The sequence below is a fragment of the Chroococcidiopsis sp. TS-821 genome, assembly GCF_002939305.1.
In the GTDB taxonomy this organism is placed as follows: Bacteria; Cyanobacteriota; Cyanobacteriia; order Cyanobacteriales; family Chroococcidiopsidaceae; genus Chroogloeocystis.
Map to the genome: position 1 here is coordinate 112,521 of NZ_MVDI01000003.1, position 17,785 is coordinate 130,305.

Sequence of the window (17,785 nt, forward strand, 5' to 3'; positions counted from 1 at the left end):
GCTTTTTTACGATCAGATATTACACTTTAACTGCTGAATTACTATTAGCTGGCTCGTAAAAATCACCTTGCTTGTCAACTCCTACTGTTAATAAAGAGTCTTCCCCTGTAATTAATCTTGCACCACGCTTGCGCGTCCAATAATTCCAACCCCATTGGAGAAGAACCACGAGTTTATTATCAAATTCAATTAAAAAGTAAATGTGGACAAAAACCCAGGTAAGCCACGCTAAGAAGCCAGAGAATTTGACAAAACCAAAATCTACAACTGCTGCATTGCGTCCAATTACGGCTAGACTGCCACGATCAAAGTAATTAAAAGGTGGTAACGTCTTTCCTTGTAGTCGCTGTTTAATGAGTGCAGCGACATACTGTCCTTCTTGCATTGCGACAGGTGCAACACCAGGTAAAGGTTTACCGTTTTGGTGCGAGAAATTTGCTAAGTCGCCAACAACAAAAATATTAGGATGTCCTGGAATACTCAAATCTGGTTCAACGATAACTCGTCCTGCACGGTCGAGTTGAGCGCCAGTACGCTTAGCCAGCGTTTCTCCCATGGGTGACGCTTTGACACCCGCAGCCCAAAGGATTGTTTTGGCAGGAATTTGGGCGACTTCGTCGCCTTGCTTGGTAGTTACTATATCGTCTGCAATGTTGGTAACTAATGTTTTCGTTTGTACTGTTACACCCAATCGCTGAAGAGATTTTGCCGCTTTTGCAGATAATTCGGGTGCATAGGGAGGTAGTAGGCGATCCATCCCTTCAAGTAGTAGGATCTTAGCTTCAGCAGTATCAATATTGCGAAAGTCTTTTTTTAATGTACTATATGCAAGCTCAGCGATCGCGCCTGCTAACTCTACTCCTGTAGGTCCACCGCCAACAATTACAAACGTTAACCAAGCTTGACGTTTTTCTGGATCGGTTTCTTTTTCAGCCGCTTCGAACGCGACAAAAATTCGCCGCCGCATTTCTAGTGCATCTTCAACGGTTTTTAATCCTGGGGCAAATTCTGACCATTCATCTTTACCAAAATACGAATGCTTAACACCTGTAGCAACAACTAAACTATCGTACTCTAGCGCTTGATTGTGTAGTACGATCTTGCGCTGTTCCGGGTCAATATCGACAACCTCTCCCATCAGCACTTTGGTGTTTTTGTTGCGGTTTAGGACTGAGCGGAGTGGCGAAGAAATATCAGCAGGCGATAAAGTCCCTGTTGCAACTTGGTAAAGTAAGGGTTGAAATAAATGAAAGTTACGTTTATCGATTAGTGTAACCTCTACGGGGACACTGCCAAGAGATTTCGCTGCATATAAACCGCCAAACCCACCACCGATGATAACAACACGATGCGGAGATTGATTTTCGACAGCGTTGACCATATAAAGTTGACTTTTAGATAATTTCTTTACAGACGTTCATATTAGCTCAACTTGAGAGAATCGGCGTAGCGATCGCTACAGGTTATGCAGTATCGAGTGATGAGTAGTCAGTGGCTAGTGGTTAGTGCGTGAGTTTCCCTTGCACCCCTGCTTCCTCTACTTCCATACTCAATATTCACAATCTGGAATCTATTTCTTTGGTCAGAGGTTAGCGGAATGAGCGGTTTGAAAAAATTGAGATCGACGGTTTTGCTTTACACGAAAGAAAAACGCAGCGATCGGCTTTGGCAGTCATAGATTTACTGACAAAGCGACCATATCAGGGTGTTACATGATAGACAATCAACCGCAATCAAACAACAAACAGGAAATTCTGACAAATCGTCAGGGACATCCAGTTACAGATAATCAGAATGTGAGAACTGTAGGCGATCGCGGACCTACTGTCCTCGAAAACTACAACTTTTTAGAAAAAATTACGCACTTCGACCGCGAACGCATTCCCGAACGAGTTGTTCATGCGCGTGGTGCTGGAGCCCACGGTTATTTTGAAGCGTATGGAACTGTAGGAGACGAGCCTATTAACAAGTATACGCGTGCTAAGCTTTTTCAAGAAAAAGGCAAGATTACGCCTGTCTTTGTTCGTTTTTCTACGGTGATTCATGGCGGACATTCACCAGAAACGCTCCGCGATCCCCGCGGGTTTGCTGTTAAATTTTATACTGAAGATGGCAACTGGGATTTAGTTGGAAATAACTTGAAGGTCTTTTTCATTCGCGACCCGATCAAGTTTCCTGACTTAGTTCATGCGTTTAAGCCAGATCCAGTCACTAATAAACAAGACCCCAATCGCATTTTTGACTTTATCAGTCTGACACCCGAAGCAACGCACATGATTACGTGGTTATTTAGCCCTTGGGGAATTCCTGCAAGTTACCGCCACATGGAAGGATCGGGTGTCAATACTTACAAATGGGTAAATGCTGATGGTGTAGGCTACCTTGTTAAGTATCACTTTATTCCAAAACAAGGCGTGAAGTGTTTAACTCAAGCACAAGCGGAACAAATTCAAGCGAAGGAATTTAACCACGCTACTGTGGATTTGTACGAAGCAATTGAAAACGGCGAATATCCTGAATGGGAGTTTGCTGTGCAAATTCTATCGGATGACGAACACCCCGAACTTGACTTCGACCCCCTTGACCCTACCAAAGTTTGGCCTCAAGAACAAATTCCATTGTTACCTGTTGGTCGTATGGTACTTGACAAAAATCCAACGAACTATTTTGCGGAAGTTGAGCAAGCCGCGTTTGGTACAGGCGTGTTAGTCGATGGGTTAGACTTTTCTGACGACAAATTGCTACAAGGTCGAACTTTCTCTTACTCGGATACGCAACGTCACCGCATCGGGACTAACTATCTTCAGTTACCGATTAACAGTCCCAAAACTAAAGTTGCGACAAACTTGCGCGATGGTCAAATGACTTACCGCGTTGACGGTGTAGAAGCTGGTGAGAATCCGCACGTCAATTATGAGCCAAGCAGTATGCACGGGCTAAAAGAAGCGCCAAAATCAGGTAAGGAGCACGCGCCGTATGTTGAAGGACCTGTCACGCGCCAAAAAATTAGCCGGACGAATGATTACGGACAAGCAGGCGATCGCTACCGTGCGTTTTCAGACGAAGAACGTGACGATTTAATCTTGAACTTGGTAAACGCGCTTAAACAATGTAATCCAGACATTCAAGAGCGAATGGTGGAGCATTTTACAAAAGCCGACCCCGAATACGGTTCAAGAGTACGCGAAGGACTTCAACAAAGTCAAGATATGTAAGGTTATAGCAGTTGGGGGTTAGGGTTAAAAGCTCTTTGGGTCGATGACTCCAAACACCTATTCTTAACCTATACTTCGATTGCCATAACATTTTTTTGAGTGTATGCTCGTCAACTTTGTTTTCTATTGCCCCGCAGGCGTCGGAAGGCATCCTCTATAAACTCATTATCTGGTAGAGGTGTTCGTACAACATTTCTACCAGTTTTTCATCACTTGACTTCAAAGCAACAAACTAGCATGAAGTAAAGCAGATTGTTGAGTAAATTGCCAAAAATCGATGATTTGTTCGCCAACAAGTTGATATTGAAAGTAGTGAAAAAAGTGCTTTCCTTGAGGACATAACCACAAGCGATCGCCTGCTTTCAAATAATCCTTCCAGCCTTGTAAATCTGCGGATTCAATAATGATGTCATCAGTACCCCCGCAAACCATTAATGGTACTGGTACGCCACTTGCAGGCAAACTCACCCGTTGTAAAAAGGAATGAGGCGATAGCGAGCAGTATAAGTCTTTTTGTAAGCGTTTGATTATACTGTTGATTGTACATTTATCTTGCGAGCCAAACAAATTATAAGCCATCGAAGTCAGGACTCTTTGACGACTCATAATTTTGCGGTGATTATAATAGTGAGCTTGCCAATCAAGTGCTGGATCGGCTCCGACAGCAAGGAGCGTTAGCGATTTAACTTTGTCAGGATAGCGACGCGCATAAAGTAATCCGAGTAAGCCACTCGTACTGTGACCGACTAAATGAACTGGGCGATCGCACGATTGTAAGTAGTCGTGGAGTAATCCTAAAGCAACATCAAGCGAACATGGCTCGTCTTGTGTTTGACAATATTCCCACTGCGCCACCGTTAAGTGATGTGACAAATAACATAAAAGTGGGCGATGAAAGCATTGCAAACTAGGGCTAGTATTAATCCACAAAACATCTGGAACTATAGACATATAAAATCATTCACAAATACGTCTTGCCAAGTAGCACAGGCAAGATACCTGTGCATTGCTGTATGTAGTTCTCTATAGCAAAGGAAGTAAAGGTAAGTATAGAAGTCTCAAATTAGACATACCTTGTCCCTGTTTTCACCCTGACTTCTGCTATCCTAATCACTACACGCCAAACTCTTGCTTCAACTGAGATAACCAAGTTTTAACGCGCTGTTCTGTCAGCTCCGATTGATTATCTTCATCAAGCGCTAAACCAACAAATTTGCCATTTTTAACTGCTTTCGATTCATTAAACTCATATCCCTCAGTTGACCAATAGCCGACTGTTGTTCCTCCAAGTTCAGAAATTTTTTCTTCCAAAATTCCTAAAGCATCCATAAAATTATCGGCATAACCAACTTGATCGCCGGTTCCAAAATAAGCGACTTTCTTACCGCTAAAATCTATATCGTCGAGTTCTGGGAAAAAACCATCCCAATCACTTTGTAACTCACCAATATTCCAGGTAGGACACGCAATAATTAGATTTTCGTAGTCATTAAACTCACTACCATCAACATCTGCCATATTGTGCAGCGTCACAACATCTTCACCTAATTCTTTCTGAATCATTTCAGCAACAGTTTCTGTTTTTCCTGTAGTTGAACCGTAGAATAAACCTATTTTTGACATTTTTTCACCTGAAAGACTGAAAGTAAAATTTTTAGGGCAAAGCGACGCAGATTACAAATGCTGCTTATCGTTTTTGCCCCTATTGTGCTAATTGGCGATCGCAACAAAAGCACTCCAGCTATTCAACAGCAAATAGGCAAAAATTGCGCCGCCAATACCACCGATAAAAAAGCCAGTGGTAAACTGACTCCACTCATTGACATTTTGTAAAGCTTCTGGAACATTGGGAACTGTTGTGGCAAAAGCAGGTCTTGGTTGGGTTTCTAGGCGTTTTTCTAATTTGGTCGTGCCGTAAATTGAAAAACCGATTGTCAGAATGAGAATCAAACCGCCAGCTGCGAGTAAACCAACTAGATCGCCAATGTTCGCATCGCGTAACTTCCCAATAGACCCTAACACGGCGAAAGGTCCTACTAACCAATAACCGTGCGCCATGCCAATTTCTAATCCTCGTGCTAATGGATTAATTCCTGGGCGGTAAATTGGTAAGTATCTAAGAAAGTTTAAAGTAACATCTTGGGAACTAACTGAGGCTGCTGTTTGCGGAGTAACTTGCGGTGGTTGAACCATGTCACCTTTTTTGAAATCAAAACCTGCAGCAGCAGCACGCGCGCGTAAAGCGTGCCAGATATGACCAATCAGGAAGATTAAAGCAAGGACAACATGAAATGTCACAAGCCAACCACGCACAGAAACCAACCCAGGTGCAGATTCTAGCGTGCGTACCGGACCATAAAAAACTTCAGGATAGACGGTGTTGTTAACCCACGCAAAGTACGCAGCGAAGAAGCCCATGTATGCTACAGCACCAATACTATACGAAAGATAAGCTTCGCCAGAGTAAATTAAGATGCGTCGCGCCCAAGCAAAAGGTTGCGTCAATATGTGAAAGATTCCTCCACCTATCAACATCAAGCCAACCCAGATATGACCGCCGACAACATCTTCTAAGTTATCAACTGCAGCCATTCCTTCGGAACCCCAAGCCCCGAATAGATAGCCAAAAATGCGGATAGGATTGAGTGTGGGATGACTAATTACGCGCACATTCCCACCACCAGCTGCCCAAGGATCGAACAATCCACCCCAAAACATCGCTTTAGCAACCAGTAGCAATGCACCCAACCCTAAAATGACGAGGTGAATGCCTAAGATAGATGTAATTTTGTCTTTATCTTTCCAGTCGTAACCGAAAAATCCAGCTAAGGTAGGGTTGTCTTCCAAAACTTCGGGACCTAACAAAGCGTGATAAAGTCCTCCTGCTGCCAGAATCACGGACGGAATAAGATGCAAGACGGCAACAACAAAGTAGGGATAGGTGCTGATCGCTTGTCCGCCAGCCCCGACACCAAAGCCCAGCGTTGCTAAATGTGGTAATAAGATTAACCCTTGCTCGTACATTGGTTGATCGGGATGAAAGCGCGACAACTCAAATAGCGTCATTCCCCCAGCCCATAGCAAAATCAACCCTGCATGCGCGACGTGCGCGCCTAATAACTTACCTGATAAGTTCGTTAAGCGAAAGTTACCAGCCCACCAGCCTACATCAGGAATTTGATTTTTATAGGGGCTATCTGAAATCACTGCAGTCATAAGAACTCCTTGCGAATTATTTGCGTTATTGCAGTGTCAAGCACAGAAATTTCTTGCAGGAAATTGCTAATAAATTGCATTAACTTGGTTGCGGAACTACTGCATTTTCACTAATGCGACCTTTGCGAAAATCTAAACCACGCGATCGCAAAGCGTGCCAAATATGTCCTTGTAGAAAGAAAAATGCTAACCAGAAATGAGCATTTGCTAACCACGTCCGCGAAGTGACGAAATCAGGATTGGGTGATGAAAAGTAAGGCACAATATTCTGTCGTACTACCAACGCAGGACCGTAAAAGACTTCAGGATAAACAGTGGTATTGACCGAGACAAATAGCGTTGCCACAAATCCCATCAACGCTAAAGCGCCCAAACTGTAAGACAAATAAGCTTCTCCTGACCAAACAAAGAACGGATACGTCCAGCGGAAAGGCTTGGTGAGGATGTGAAAGATTCCACCAAAAATCAACATCAAGCCAACCCAGATATGACCGCCGACAACATCCTCTAGGTTGTCAACGCCAGCAATCCAGAACTTACCAATAGCGCCGAAGAGATAGCCATAAATCACTGTAGGGTCGAGCGTTGGATTCGTAATTACTCTGACATCCTCGACGTTCGGGTCATACAAACCGCCAAAGTACATCGCCTTAGCAACTAACAGAAAGGCACCCACACCGAGTAAAACGAGATGAATGCCTAAGATTGTGGTCATTTTGTTCGTATCTGCCCAGTCGTAGCCAAAAAACGGAAACCTTCCTTCTAACCTTTCTGGACCGCGTAGCGAATGAAAGATGCCACCAAAACCGAGAAAAGCAGATGAAATGAGGTGAATGACACCGATCGCAAAGTATGGTTGCGTATCTACCACAGTTCCATTAGCACCCACTCCCCAACCTTGGGCAGCAAGATGTGGTAGCAAAATTAATCCTTGCTCGTACATTGGTTTTGCAGGATTAAAATGACCCAGTTCAAATAACGTCATTGCCCCGGCCCACAGCACAATCAAGCCAGCATGAGCTACATGAGCACCGAGCAATTTACCGGATAAATTTGTCAGGCGCGCATTACCTGCCCACCAAGGAGACTCTGCGAGGTCTTGCTCCACTGAAAGTGGACTCTTAGCGACAGTTGTCACTGTATGCTACCTCCTAATTGTTGAAAATTTTTTTCAAAAACTTGCAAGATAGCTTACACTATAACGTTAGTTATTGACAATCCTTTTCATTAAATTTCTACAACTTTTTACAAGCGCAACGATTAGCGCCATTTCTCGATTGCTGCACGCTATTTCACATCGAAAACGTCCAGAATTTGCGACAACCTACACTTATTCGGCATAACGCATATGTTCAATTTATTTCTTCAAGTAGTTCAGCCGATTGCAACTCCACTCTGCTTAGTTGCGGTTTCATCATTACTAGCCGTGTTTCTTTGGAGTATCGCGATCGCAGCGCGCGACGGTATTGCTCGACTCAAGCAATTGCACCAAGTTCCTTGTAGTCGTTGCGCCTACTTCACCGGAGATTATCGACTCAAATGTACCGTCCATCCTTGCAAAGCACTTACTGAAGACGCCATTAATTGTTTGGATTATGAACCAGCAACCCACCCGCCCAAGTGTCACCCAAAAGCTTGTAAATGTCGGTGAAAACATTTCAAAAGTTGGAGCAACATAGTAATTAGCGCTTGACCACTAGCTTTTTTCTTGCTAGCTGCTTTCCCATTAGCCATTCTCGCTTTCCACAAATATGATTTTTCATTTAATCTACTTAGGGATCAAAGCCCAACTTGGCAAAGTGGCGGTTAAGCGCGACAATGAGTTTACGTCGCCCTTGAAGTCGTCCAGTGAATAACGTCCGTACTGTTTCCGATACCAAGCGAGCTTTCTACACATTTCACACCCGTCCAATCAATACGATTTATCGTCGGGTGGTCGAAGAACTGATGGTAGAAATGCACTTGCTGTCAGTAAATGTCGATTTTAGCTACAATCCCATTTATGCCCTGGGCGTAGTCACTGCTTTTGAGCGGTTTATGCAGGGGTATCAACCTGAAAGAGATAAGGAGTCAATTTTTAATGCTTTGTGTCAAGCTGTAGAAGGCGATCCAAAACGCTATCGCCAGGATGCTGAACGCTTAGGTCTATTTGCTAAGAATGCATCAACTCCTGAGTTGATGGCGTGGCTGCGTGGGGAAACTCACAAGGAAGAAGTGGGTGATTTGCAGCAGCAAATTCTAGAAGCGATCGCCCATAATCCTAACTTTAAATACAGCCGCTTGTTCGCAATTGGAGTCTTCGGCTTATTAGAACTGTCAGATCCTGCATTAGTCAAAGATGAGAAGCAGCGAGTTGAGGCACTCAAGACTATTGCTGCTACATTGAATATCTCAGAAGACAAACTCAACAAAGATTTAGAACTGTATCGCGCTAATGTAGATAAAATGGAGCAAGCATTAGCAACAATTGCAGATATGCTTTCCGCTGACCGCAAGAAACGTCAGCAACAAACTCCAGATAAAGGGATTGCAGTGACTACTCCTGATACTGACGATCCGTCACAAGCACCTGGTTCGCCGCATGACAAGGCTTCTTTTGGTTCTTAAGTTAAGTATGTAAGAAACCTAGGCTCGAAGGTTAGTAATTAGTAATTATTAATGATTGGCGATTGGCACTTAGCGCTCAGAGCTAACAGTCAATCGCTTTACTCTAGCTGCGACTTTGGCGAGCGCGAATATAACGTAACGTCACAATAGTGAGTGTAATCAGTGTAATGGGAATAATAAACGCTTGAAACACCAAGCTGAATATTGGTAAACTACCATGCTGCGTTGAGTACAAAATCAAATAAGTTGTATAGGCAACGTAATAGCCGAGAAAGAGAATTCCTTCCCAACGGGAAATGACATTATCTGTAAAGAAAATTGGCAAGCAGGCGATCGCGGTTACAATCATGACTGGAATATCAAACCGTAGTGCCGCAGCCGAAACAGCAACACCGTTGGGAGAAAAAATACTCGCAAGTCCTAATACTGCCAGAATATTAAAAATATTACTACCGACAACGTTTCCTACCGCAATGTCGCGTTCGCCACGCATACTCGCAACAACAGAAGTAGCAACTTCGGGTAAAGAGGTTCCTGCAGCAACAATTGTTAATCCGATAACTAGCTGGCTAACCCCGATTGCTTGGGCGATCGCGATCGCTCCACTCACTAACCAGCGAGAACCGATAACCAGTAATACTAAACCACCAAGAATCAAGCCTAGATTAACTAACCAAGCCGTTGTGCCATAATTTCCATATTCTCTAGCGTACTCTTCTTGAACCGCAGTATCTTTTTCTTGGCGGCTTTGGTAAATCAAAAAAAGAGTATAAGCAACGCCACAAATAAATAGCAAAATTCCGTCAAATCTCCCAATTCTGCCGTCATACCCAAGCAACTGAGTCAAAAAAGATACACCAATCATGATTGGGACATCAAACTTGACTAACTGCTGAGAGACAATGAGAGGAGCAACTAGCGCAGAAACACCAAGGATAAATAAAACATTAAAAATATTACTGCCTACAACATTACCTAAGGCAATATCCGCTTGTCCGGCAAAAGCAGATTGTAAGCTAACCGCAAGTTCCGGTGAACTGGTGCCATAAGCAACTATCGTTAAACCAATAACTAGGGGTGATACTCCAGCACTAGCCGCAAGGCGCGATGCTCCACGCACTAATATTTCTGCACCAGCAACGAGCAATACTAAGCCGATAATTAATAAAACAACCGTTGTAATATTCATAAACCTGATAACATCACTGGGTCTAGTTACCACCCGTCGGACGAATAGCTAACAATCAATGTGTTATGCAATCGCCACAAACAGTGCGGAAACTAGACCCAGTTGATTAGATGACAAGACTAAGAAGAAATTAAACTCAGTTCACAGCTTAGCGTTTACTACCGGAAGTGTTACGCACAGGAACCATGTTCATGTAATCGATGTTGAAAGCAGAAACACCTTGCGCGTAGTTTTGCTTGGGTGCGATCGCGGCTGCCATGTCGCGATACTTGCGGGGGTCGCCTTCGCGGAGCTGTCGCTGTTCGTACTTGCGGCTGTAGAATTGCTCCAGTGCAAAACGCCAATCGGTGGTGACAGTACCAGCTGTTTCGCGGAAGTCTTCGCCATAGCGGGGAGTCACTAAGTTAAAGGGGCGACCTTCCATCCGCTTGCGCTGATACGGTACGGTGTAGTCACCAAAGTTATCAGTGTACTCTTCGCTATCCAGCAAGGCATCCACAAAGCCATGAAAGCCTAGCGTACCAATTTTGATTGACCAAGCGATTTGCTCATCTTTGTTGTAAGATGACCGACCGAGAAAGCGCTTTAAGCAGATATCAACCAGCCGGTAGTTGTTATTTACTGCAACTACCATTTGGTAAAATCGCTCCGACTTGGCAAGTCCGCGGATAAAATCGCGTACTGTAATCGCGCGGTTCTTGAGTTGAGACTCTAGTTGTAGCTGACGGTTTGCTTTGAGAATTTCATGCTCGCTGAAAACCTGGCGATACGCTGCCCAAATCAGTTCTTGAATTTCTGCGGGCGAGTTCGCGTCTTCTATGCGATAGATGTATGGAGTTTCGTCATCAAGGTCAGCAACGCCAAAGCTGCGGACGCGGTGATTTTGTGTTGTAGGTTTATACTGAAGCAACGGCAATGCCATGCTGCTATCTCCGTTTCAAACAATAATTAAGTTGAGTCTTCAAAGGGGAAATTCAATTTATCCAGCTGTTACAACCGCACAGGGAAGCCAGCTGAAGGATTGACTGAAACTGGTACCCCTTGTTTATTATCCCGTGTCATGTCCGGAATTTGGATATTGGCAGTACTGACAGGTGTAAATTGCACTTGTCGAGTCTTAATAGAACTTGCCATTTCCATGAAGTTATTGATGTCGCCCCACTTGTAGCGTTCTTTTTCTTCCTTGTCGCGCCAGTAGTCAGCGTAACGTGGTGTAACCAAATTAAAGGGACGATCTTTAAAGCGGCGCCGCTGATACGGTACTGTTGTATCGCCAAAATTTGTTTGGTACTCTTCGCTATCCAGCAAAGCATCCACAAAGCCATTCCAGCCGAGGCTAGCAATTTTAATCGACCAAGCAATTTCTTCGTCTCGATTGTACGGGGCACGCCCCAGAAGTCGTTTTAGACCAACTTCCACCAATCGGTAGTTGGAATTTGTTTCTACTACCAAGCGACGGAAGCTTTCTGATTTTGCTAACCCGCGAATGAAATCGCGTACTGTAATCGCGCGGTTTTTTAGTTGCGATTCTAATTGTGCTTGGCGATAAAACTTCAGCGTTTCATGTTCGCTGAAAATTTGGCGATACGCTGCCCAAATCAATTCTTGGATTTCGCTATCAGAAGCACAATCTTCTAAACGGTAAATCCAAGGAGTGTCCTCGTTGGGGACTTCATAACCCGATACCCGCTGGTTTTGGGAACTCGGTTGATATTCAAGTAAAGGAATTGGCATAGGTTTAACTGTTTTTTTTAAGGTCACATTTTACGTACTAGGTTTGGGTAACAGGTAACAGGTAATGGGTAATTGTATAAGTTCTTTTTTCTAACCAATTACCAGTTACCAACTACCAAGTTTCACTTATGCCTAGTTACTGAGTTACGCATCAATCTACCTTGGGATTAGCCGAGGGAATATAGCGATAAGGCAAAGCAACTTCCGTAGGTTTAACGGCACGCTGTAAGGAATTTTCCCCGCGAGTCATGTCAGGAATTTCCATAGTTTTAACTTGCGAGGTGACACTAGCAATGGTTCGCTGATAGTTACGCTCGTTTGGTAATAGGCTTCCTGCCATTGCAAAAAAGGTGCTGGGAATTGCTTGACGTGCCGCTTCTTGTTTTGGCATAGTTTGTGTTCGTCGTACCTGATAATAAGAACGTCCTGATATGGATTGTAATGTTTGGCGATCGCGCCAGTACGCTCCATAACGCGGATTAACTAAATTAAAAGGACGATCTTTGAAGCGACGCCGCTGATAAGGTACGATATCATCTCCAAAATTCTGCCGATACTCTTCACCATCTACGATCGCGTCGATAAATCCGTTTAAGCCCCGCGTTGCGATCGCGATTGACCAAGAAATCTGCTCGTCTTTTCCGTAGGTTGCGCGTCCTAAGAATCGCTTAAAGGTGATATCCACTAAGCGATAGTTAGAATTTGTTTCGCCTACCAATTCGCGGTAAACCTCTGATTTTCCTAACCCACGAACGAAATCGCGCACTGTAATTGCCCGATTGCGCAGTTGTGATTCCAGAAACGGTTGACGATACGTTTCTAAAATTAAATGTTCGCTAAAAATTTGTCGATACGCTGCCCAGATGAGTTCATTAATGTCTGTATCTGATGTCACATCGCTTATCCGATAAATCCTGGGAGCGTCTTCGTCTGGAACTTCGTAACCAGCAACGCGTTGATTTTGGGTAGTTGGGGTAACTTCAAGTAAAGGTATTGACATTTTAGCAGCCCTATGGTAAGGAATAAAAGCAATAAAAATTCGTATTAAAAAGTTGTACTGAATACTTGTAATTGAGCGAGTTGCACGCGCGATCTCACGGCAGCATCTTTTTCAGTTTCTAAGATTTGCGCCAACTTATCCTGGATTTGTGACGTCAGTTTAGATGTTGTGGCTAAACTCTGCAAACCCACAACCGCAGCATAGCGAATTGACCAGTCCGCATCTTGGGCAATGACTGCTAAAGTTTCTAGTGCTTTTGCTTGGGCAACACTCTGCTGCTGTGCGGGCAATTCACGCCAGCGTAAATTCCCAAGTCCTTTAGCAGCGGCACGCCGGACACTCGGAGCAAAATCTGTTGCCGCCGAAGCAAGTAAAATGTCCAAAGCACGCGGGTCAGCGATCGCTGCCAAGGCTCGAATTGCATACGCTCTTGCGCCGTAGTTGTAATCGTCAAGTTGGTCAATTAACGGTTGTACTGCTGGACTACCGATTTGAATTAACCCCTGTACAGCTGCGACAGCGGCAGTGGGATTGTTGTATCCCAAGACGGCAATCAGTGTTGATATCCCTGCTTCGACTTCAGCGGCTGCCAAATCCTTAACTGCGGCGACTAAGCGCGGGGCAGAGTCAGCTTGTTCGACGGCGCGAATGAGGGCTTGTGCTTCGGTCATTATCAGAGTCGGGGGTCAGAGGTCGGAGGTCAGGATTTATAAGAGAGAGTCCATCAGATTCATGACTTGGATAGCGTCTGGCGTTAGATCGTGGTGTTTGGCTTGATGTTCTAGCAGTCCTTTGAGCGCTAGCAGTTTGAAGCTATTTTCTGCGGCACAACGGGCGATCGCCTCGCGCGCTGGTAGATAACCAATTGCCCCTAAATCGCTTAGTGCTGTGCGGCGCAGTTGTAGATCTTCGCCTTCTAAGGCTTGCATCAAGCGTTGACCGTAACAATCTTCCTGGGTCAACTGATACATGGCACGCGTTGCTGCGTACTGTACTTTAGCTTGGGGATGTTCTAAAAAAGGTTGAATGAGCGATATTGCCTGCGTTGCTTGTAGCGCACCCAGAGCTTCAATTACTGAGTCATAAGGTTGAGTTAAGTGCGGACGTCCTGGAACTGGTACAGCTACCTCTACACCACCTGTTAATAAGTCCATCAATGCTGGAATTGCGCTTGGTGCGTTTAACATACCTAGCGATTGTGCTGCTGCTTCGCGGACGTAATAATCTTCACACGCTAGACAGCGAATCAATCCAGGTACAGCTTGCGTGTCACCAAGTTTTCCCAAAGCCCTAGCCGCGTTGCGCCGCAGCGGATATCCTCCTAATTCGGTGCGATCGTCTTCGTCTTCTAACGCTGCGATTAAAGCTTCTACCGCTTCTGGTGCGTTGACACGAAATTTACCCAACCACCACGCAGCATAGTAGCGCAAGCTCAAATCAGGCGATCGAAGGTTGGCGATCGCCTGTTCTATAGTAAGTCCTGCTGTTTCTGCTACCGAATCTTCTGACCAACTAGAGTCCTGCATTAGCTCTTAAGAATTATTAGCATCAACGCTTAATGGTTGAATACTGACAATCTTGCCTCCTAGGCGGGTAATCCGCTGCATTTCTTCGTTCATGCGGTTGTAGGGAACCGTAATGAATACACTGCCACTACGGCGGATATCGTAGTTATTTTTGTCAGTTTCTTGGTTCTGACGCAAGCCGACAACTTCATAGCGAAAGACACGGCTAGCAGCAGAGGAGACTCCTCCATTACCAACAGTTGTTTGACCAAACATGACTGCTTTGTATCTCCTGTAGTAAGGTCTAATCTCGATCCGCGCCTGCCGCTTTATTTTTGCCTTCAGCTTCCAAGTTTTGCGTTACTGCGGTTGCTTCGCTTTTAGCTTGGCTATTACCATCAATCGTCAGTGGTTCAATACTCACAATTGTGCCACCCATGCGGTGAATGCGCTGCATTTCCTCATTCATCCGATTATAGGGGACGCTGATGAAGAAACTGCCGCTCCTCCGAATGGGATAGCTGAGTTGATCGTTTTCGTATGTCTGACGCATGCCTTTGACTTCGTAGCGAAACATCCGATTTTCGGCATTGCTGAGTCTGCCACTGCCAAGTCCTGTTTGACCAAACATTTTTATTTGTATTTCCCTGTAGTATTGCGACTTTAGATGTTAGAGGCACTCAAAAGTTTAGGATAGGCAATGCCTTGCCCGTACAAAGGCATTGCTCTGCCCCTTATGCTGGGGTGACGCTGACAATTCTGCCACCTTTTTTGGTGATTTCTTGGTACTTCTGTGACAGCCGTTCGTAGGGCACTAAAAACGCAGTGCTACTGCGGCGGACTTTTGGATATCCAGGTTGCAGAATTCCCGTGACTTCGATGCGGTACATCCGTCCGCTTTCTTCGGGAGTGCCACCTAGGGCTTTTCGGGGTGCAGCATCATCGGGAATCGCAGCAGCTTTCCAGCTGGAACTGCTACCAGCGGGTTGCATGATATTAGAAGCTTGGTTGCGTCCGAGCTCGCGGATTAACCGAGGCGATTTACCGCCTACAGTGCCGCGATCGCTTGTTGCATATCCGCGATACAGGCGAAACATACGCGTAAAACCAGTGGTTTGCACGCCTGGCTCGACCATAAATCCGCGATAATACGGGACGACGTTATTACCAAAGCTATTTTCGTATTCAATGCTATCAATATGCGAATCAATCTCAGCATCGTAGCCCTGTTCCTCACACATTTGCGTGTGATAGGCTAGCTCTTCCTCGCTGTATGGCGCGCGACCCAAGAGATGCTTAAAATTGAGTTCAACAAAGCGTTGATTTGAATTTGGATAGAAAAACTTGTTTTTGTATAAATCTGATTTGGCAACGGCGCGGACAAAATCGCGAACCGTGATATTTCCTTGTCGTAGTAGCGATTCAGCCGAGGTGAGACGTTCTGCTTGCATAACATAGTCATTGCCTAAGACCTGACGATAAACCGCACGAATTACTGTCTGAATCTCGTCTTCTGTCCAATCAGGTCGCAATTCAATTCTTGATGAAGCATCAAACGCCGAAAGACCTAGACGCCCTGCGGCTGCTAAATTATTTACCATTAAAGCGCTCATCAACGGTTCTCCCAATGCAATAAGTTTTTTGATTCTGCAAAATTGGAAAAACAATGCCCGGAAAAATTAGCAACTGCTAGCTCTTTGCGCCAACACTCGCTCACTCTTCCGGGCATCGCACCTGAATGCTAGCTCAGGGCGTTGATCGCGTAGTCAATGTATGTGTTGGCTTCGTTAGCTGCTTGACCTTGCAAGCCATGGTTTGCTTTGATGTGCTTCAATGCTTCGACGTACCAGCTAGGAGATAAGTCGAAAGAGCGGTTGATTTCGTCCAAACCAGCAATTAAGTACTCGTCCATTGGACCTGTACCGCCAGCTACTAGGCAGTAGGTGATCATGCGCAGGTAGTGACCAATGTCACGCGCGCACTTGGATTTACCGCGCGAATCAGCAGCGTACTGAGGTCCCTGCATTTGGGTTGTGTAAGGGAACTTCTGATAAACTGCTTGTGCGGCTCCATCGATGAGTTGCTGTGACTTTTGAGTCAATGCTCTTGCTGCTTCCATGCTGGCAGCTGCACGGTCAAAGCGACCATTAATAGCTTGTAATTCAGTGTTGCTTAAAAAACGACCTTGGGTATCTGCAGCGCCGATTGCTTCTGTAATTGGGGTTTTCATTGTTGCAATATCTCCTTTTGATTTTTTCGAAGTTTACTTAAGCTATATGAGCTTTGAAAATATTAGGCAACAGCAGAAGCAGCCCGATCGAAGTAGCTTGCTAATTCAGACATTAATTGGCTGCAATCACCTTGGGTAATTCCGTTAGGGTCGTTAGCGATCTTGATAGCAGCATCTTTCATTTTTTGCACGCCAGCAGCCACAGAACCGCCAGGTACGCCTAAAGCTTGATAAGTTTCGCGCAGACCATTCAAGCAGCGATCGTCAAGTACGCTAGCATCACCTGCCATCATGGCATAGGTAACATACCGTAAGATGATTTCCATGTCACGCAAGCAAGCAGCCATACGACGGTTGGTGTAAGCATTGCCGCCTGGTTGAATCAACTGAGGCTGCTCTTCAAACAACGCACGCGCTGCATCGGTAACAATGCTCGAAGCGTTGCTGGTGATGCGGTTCACTGTATCCAAGCGCTTGTTGCCGTCTTTTACCATGTTGGTGAGCGCGTCTAATTGCTCGTTGCTTAAGAACTCACCTCTTGAGTCAGCTTGGGATACTACTTTGGCGAATGCATCTAACATCGACTTTATTCTCCTAAATGAGCGAAAAGTAGAGTGCTGTTTTTAAAATCAGGAATGTTGTTGTATGCGGTTGGAATTGACCGCAACAGACTTTGCACAAAACACTTTTTTAAGCTGTTCTCAGTTACTCTTGGCTAGCGTCAGTCGGGGATCAAACGGTAACAAAAGAGAAATCTGAGAAGGTGTGTGACTTTTATGAGAAAGTCATTCACTTAGTATAGAAGTGTTTTTGTTGCTTTTGCCTGTTACTTAACCCCTCCAGGTAATCTTTATACAATGCCCTTGTGTCATTATTTTTTACAAGTTGTTAAGTTTTACCTGCGAGCAGTACACAAAAGCTCAAGTCTTTTACGCACAAGGGATTTAACTCAATATTTTTAGTATTTTCCGTAATAAAACTTAACGTATTTATACTTAGTTATGACTTAAACGGCTTTTTTATATTTTCTTAATGTTCAATATGAACAAGCAAATGCAGGACTTTACCGTTCATCTCTTCTATTGCTCC

The 17,785-nt window shown here is 44.7% G+C and carries 18 protein-coding genes and 1 pseudogene; 3 read left to right on the forward strand and 16 right to left on the reverse strand.

Annotation, left to right across the window (positions count from 1 at the left end):
* Window positions 1-19 precede the first annotated feature (19 nt).
* Window positions 20-1,381: an NAD(P)/FAD-dependent oxidoreductase gene (locus B1A85_RS10915; protein WP_104546944.1), complete on the reverse strand. Its 1,362-nt coding sequence runs from the start codon at window positions 1,379-1,381 to the stop codon at window positions 20-22.
* Window positions 1,382-1,751: 370 nt separating this feature from the next.
* Here B1A85_RS10915 and B1A85_RS10920 point away from each other — a divergent pair.
* Window positions 1,752-3,200: pseudogene (locus tag B1A85_RS10920) on the forward strand (catalase); the annotation flags it as partial.
* A gap of 234 nt (window positions 3,201-3,434) precedes the next feature.
* Here B1A85_RS10920 and B1A85_RS10925 read toward each other — a convergent pair.
* The 4 genes from B1A85_RS10925 to B1A85_RS10940 form a co-directional block, all read right to left on the reverse strand.
* Complete coding sequence (locus B1A85_RS10925) at window positions 3,435-4,166, reverse strand: alpha/beta fold hydrolase (RefSeq protein ID WP_104546946.1); 732 nt, start codon at window positions 4,164-4,166, stop codon at window positions 3,435-3,437.
* A 162-nt stretch (window positions 4,167-4,328) separates the two neighbouring features.
* Complete coding sequence (gene fldA, locus B1A85_RS10930) at window positions 4,329-4,838, reverse strand: flavodoxin FldA (RefSeq protein ID WP_104546947.1); 510 nt, start codon at window positions 4,836-4,838, stop codon at window positions 4,329-4,331.
* Window positions 4,839-4,925: 87 nt separating this feature from the next.
* The gene (locus B1A85_RS10935) at window positions 4,926-6,431 is read right to left on the reverse strand and encodes a chlorophyll a/b binding light-harvesting protein (RefSeq protein WP_104546948.1); all 1,506 of its coding nucleotides are present in this window, start codon (window positions 6,429-6,431) and stop codon (window positions 4,926-4,928) included.
* A gap of 79 nt (window positions 6,432-6,510) precedes the next feature.
* On the reverse strand, window positions 6,511-7,569 hold the full coding sequence (locus tag B1A85_RS10940) for a chlorophyll a/b binding light-harvesting protein (protein WP_104546949.1): 1,059 nt from the start codon (window positions 7,567-7,569) through the stop codon (window positions 6,511-6,513).
* 210 nt (window positions 7,570-7,779) lie between these two features.
* Between B1A85_RS10940 and B1A85_RS10945 the strand changes: the two genes are divergently transcribed.
* Window positions 7,780-8,082 (forward strand): hypothetical protein, encoded by a 303-nt coding sequence (locus B1A85_RS10945; protein WP_104546950.1) that lies wholly within the window; start codon window positions 7,780-7,782, stop codon window positions 8,080-8,082.
* Window positions 8,083-8,279: 197 nt separating this feature from the next.
* The gene (gene psb29 / locus B1A85_RS10950; protein WP_104546951.1) at window positions 8,280-9,038 is read left to right on the forward strand and encodes a photosystem II biogenesis protein Psp29; all 759 of its coding nucleotides are present in this window, start codon (window positions 8,280-8,282) and stop codon (window positions 9,036-9,038) included.
* Between the two features lie 103 nt (window positions 9,039-9,141).
* Here psb29 and B1A85_RS10955 read toward each other — a convergent pair whose 3' ends face one another.
* The 11 genes from B1A85_RS10955 to B1A85_RS11005 form a co-directional block, all read right to left on the reverse strand.
* The gene (locus B1A85_RS10955; RefSeq protein ID WP_104546952.1) at window positions 9,142-10,227 is read right to left on the reverse strand and encodes a calcium/sodium antiporter; all 1,086 of its coding nucleotides are present in this window, start codon (window positions 10,225-10,227) and stop codon (window positions 9,142-9,144) included.
* Between the two features lie 148 nt (window positions 10,228-10,375).
* Window positions 10,376-11,149, reverse strand: a complete 774-nt coding sequence (locus B1A85_RS10960; protein WP_104546953.1) for a phycobilisome rod-core linker polypeptide — start codon at window positions 11,147-11,149, stop codon at window positions 10,376-10,378.
* Window positions 11,150-11,217: 68 nt separating this feature from the next.
* Window positions 11,218-11,961, reverse strand: a complete 744-nt coding sequence (locus B1A85_RS10965; protein WP_104546954.1) for a phycobilisome rod-core linker polypeptide — start codon at window positions 11,959-11,961, stop codon at window positions 11,218-11,220.
* Between the two features lie 151 nt (window positions 11,962-12,112).
* Complete coding sequence (locus tag B1A85_RS10970; RefSeq protein ID WP_104546955.1) at window positions 12,113-12,961, reverse strand: phycobilisome rod-core linker polypeptide; 849 nt, start codon at window positions 12,959-12,961, stop codon at window positions 12,113-12,115.
* 44 nt (window positions 12,962-13,005) lie between these two features.
* Window positions 13,006-13,632 carry a HEAT repeat domain-containing protein gene (locus B1A85_RS10975; protein ID WP_104546956.1) on the reverse strand — a complete coding sequence of 209 codons (627 nt, stop codon included), beginning with the start codon at window positions 13,630-13,632 and terminating at the stop codon, window positions 13,006-13,008.
* Window positions 13,633-13,668: 36 nt separating this feature from the next.
* Window positions 13,669-14,487, reverse strand: coding sequence for a HEAT repeat domain-containing protein (locus tag B1A85_RS10980; protein WP_104546957.1), 819 nt, complete (start codon window positions 14,485-14,487; stop codon window positions 13,669-13,671).
* A 6-nt stretch (window positions 14,488-14,493) separates the two neighbouring features.
* Window positions 14,494-14,742: a phycobilisome linker polypeptide gene (locus tag B1A85_RS10985; protein ID WP_104546958.1), complete on the reverse strand. Its 249-nt coding sequence runs from the start codon at window positions 14,740-14,742 to the stop codon at window positions 14,494-14,496.
* A gap of 28 nt (window positions 14,743-14,770) precedes the next feature.
* Window positions 14,771-15,097: a phycobilisome linker polypeptide gene (locus tag B1A85_RS10990; RefSeq protein WP_104546959.1), complete on the reverse strand. Its 327-nt coding sequence runs from the start codon at window positions 15,095-15,097 to the stop codon at window positions 14,771-14,773.
* Between the two features lie 103 nt (window positions 15,098-15,200).
* Window positions 15,201-16,079: a phycobilisome linker polypeptide gene (locus B1A85_RS10995; protein WP_104546960.1), complete on the reverse strand. Its 879-nt coding sequence runs from the start codon at window positions 16,077-16,079 to the stop codon at window positions 15,201-15,203.
* A gap of 128 nt (window positions 16,080-16,207) precedes the next feature.
* Window positions 16,208-16,696, reverse strand: a complete 489-nt coding sequence (gene cpcA / locus B1A85_RS11000) for a phycocyanin subunit alpha (RefSeq protein WP_104546961.1) — start codon at window positions 16,694-16,696, stop codon at window positions 16,208-16,210.
* A gap of 62 nt (window positions 16,697-16,758) precedes the next feature.
* Window positions 16,759-17,277: a phycocyanin subunit beta gene (locus B1A85_RS11005; RefSeq protein WP_104546962.1), complete on the reverse strand. Its 519-nt coding sequence runs from the start codon at window positions 17,275-17,277 to the stop codon at window positions 16,759-16,761.
* Window positions 17,278-17,785: the final 508 nt, after the last annotated feature.

Bases quoted from the DNA above. Each gene is read 5' to 3' on its own strand.
- B1A85_RS10995 (WP_104546960.1), bottom strand. From the start codon at position 16,079: ATGAGCGCTTTAATGGTAAATAATTTAGCAGCCGCAGGGCGTCTAGGT.
- B1A85_RS10975 (WP_104546956.1), bottom strand. From the start codon at position 13,632: ATGACCGAAGCACAAGCCCTCATTCGCGCCGTCGAACAAGCTGACTCT.
- B1A85_RS10980 (WP_104546957.1), bottom strand. From the start codon at position 14,487: ATGCAGGACTCTAGTTGGTCAGAAGATTCGGTAGCAGAAACAGCAGGA.
- B1A85_RS10990 (WP_104546959.1), bottom strand. From the start codon at position 15,097: ATGTTTGGTCAAACAGGACTTGGCAGTGGCAGACTCAGCAATGCCGAA.
- B1A85_RS10970 (WP_104546955.1), bottom strand. From the start codon at position 12,961: ATGTCAATACCTTTACTTGAAGTTACCCCAACTACCCAAAATCAACGC.
- fldA (WP_104546947.1), bottom strand. From the start codon at position 4,838: ATGTCAAAAATAGGTTTATTCTACGGTTCAACTACAGGAAAAACAGAA.
- B1A85_RS10945 (WP_104546950.1), top strand. From the start codon at position 7,780: ATGTTCAATTTATTTCTTCAAGTAGTTCAGCCGATTGCAACTCCACTC.
- B1A85_RS10935 (WP_104546948.1), bottom strand. From the start codon at position 6,431: ATGACTGCAGTGATTTCAGATAGCCCCTATAAAAATCAAATTCCTGAT.
- B1A85_RS10955 (WP_104546952.1), bottom strand. From the start codon at position 10,227: ATGAATATTACAACGGTTGTTTTATTAATTATCGGCTTAGTATTGCTC.
- B1A85_RS10925 (WP_104546946.1), bottom strand. From the start codon at position 4,166: ATGTCTATAGTTCCAGATGTTTTGTGGATTAATACTAGCCCTAGTTTG.
- B1A85_RS10985 (WP_104546958.1), bottom strand. From the start codon at position 14,742: ATGTTTGGTCAAACAACTGTTGGTAATGGAGGAGTCTCCTCTGCTGCT.
- B1A85_RS10965 (WP_104546954.1), bottom strand. From the start codon at position 11,961: ATGCCAATTCCTTTACTTGAATATCAACCGAGTTCCCAAAACCAGCGG.
- B1A85_RS10960 (WP_104546953.1), bottom strand. From the start codon at position 11,149: ATGGCATTGCCGTTGCTTCAGTATAAACCTACAACACAAAATCACCGC.
- cpcA (WP_104546961.1), bottom strand. From the start codon at position 16,696: ATGAAAACCCCAATTACAGAAGCAATCGGCGCTGCAGATACCCAAGGT.
- B1A85_RS10915 (WP_104546944.1), bottom strand. From the start codon at position 1,381: ATGGTCAACGCTGTCGAAAATCAATCTCCGCATCGTGTTGTTATCATC.
- B1A85_RS11005 (WP_104546962.1), bottom strand. From the start codon at position 17,277: ATGTTAGATGCATTCGCCAAAGTAGTATCCCAAGCTGACTCAAGAGGT.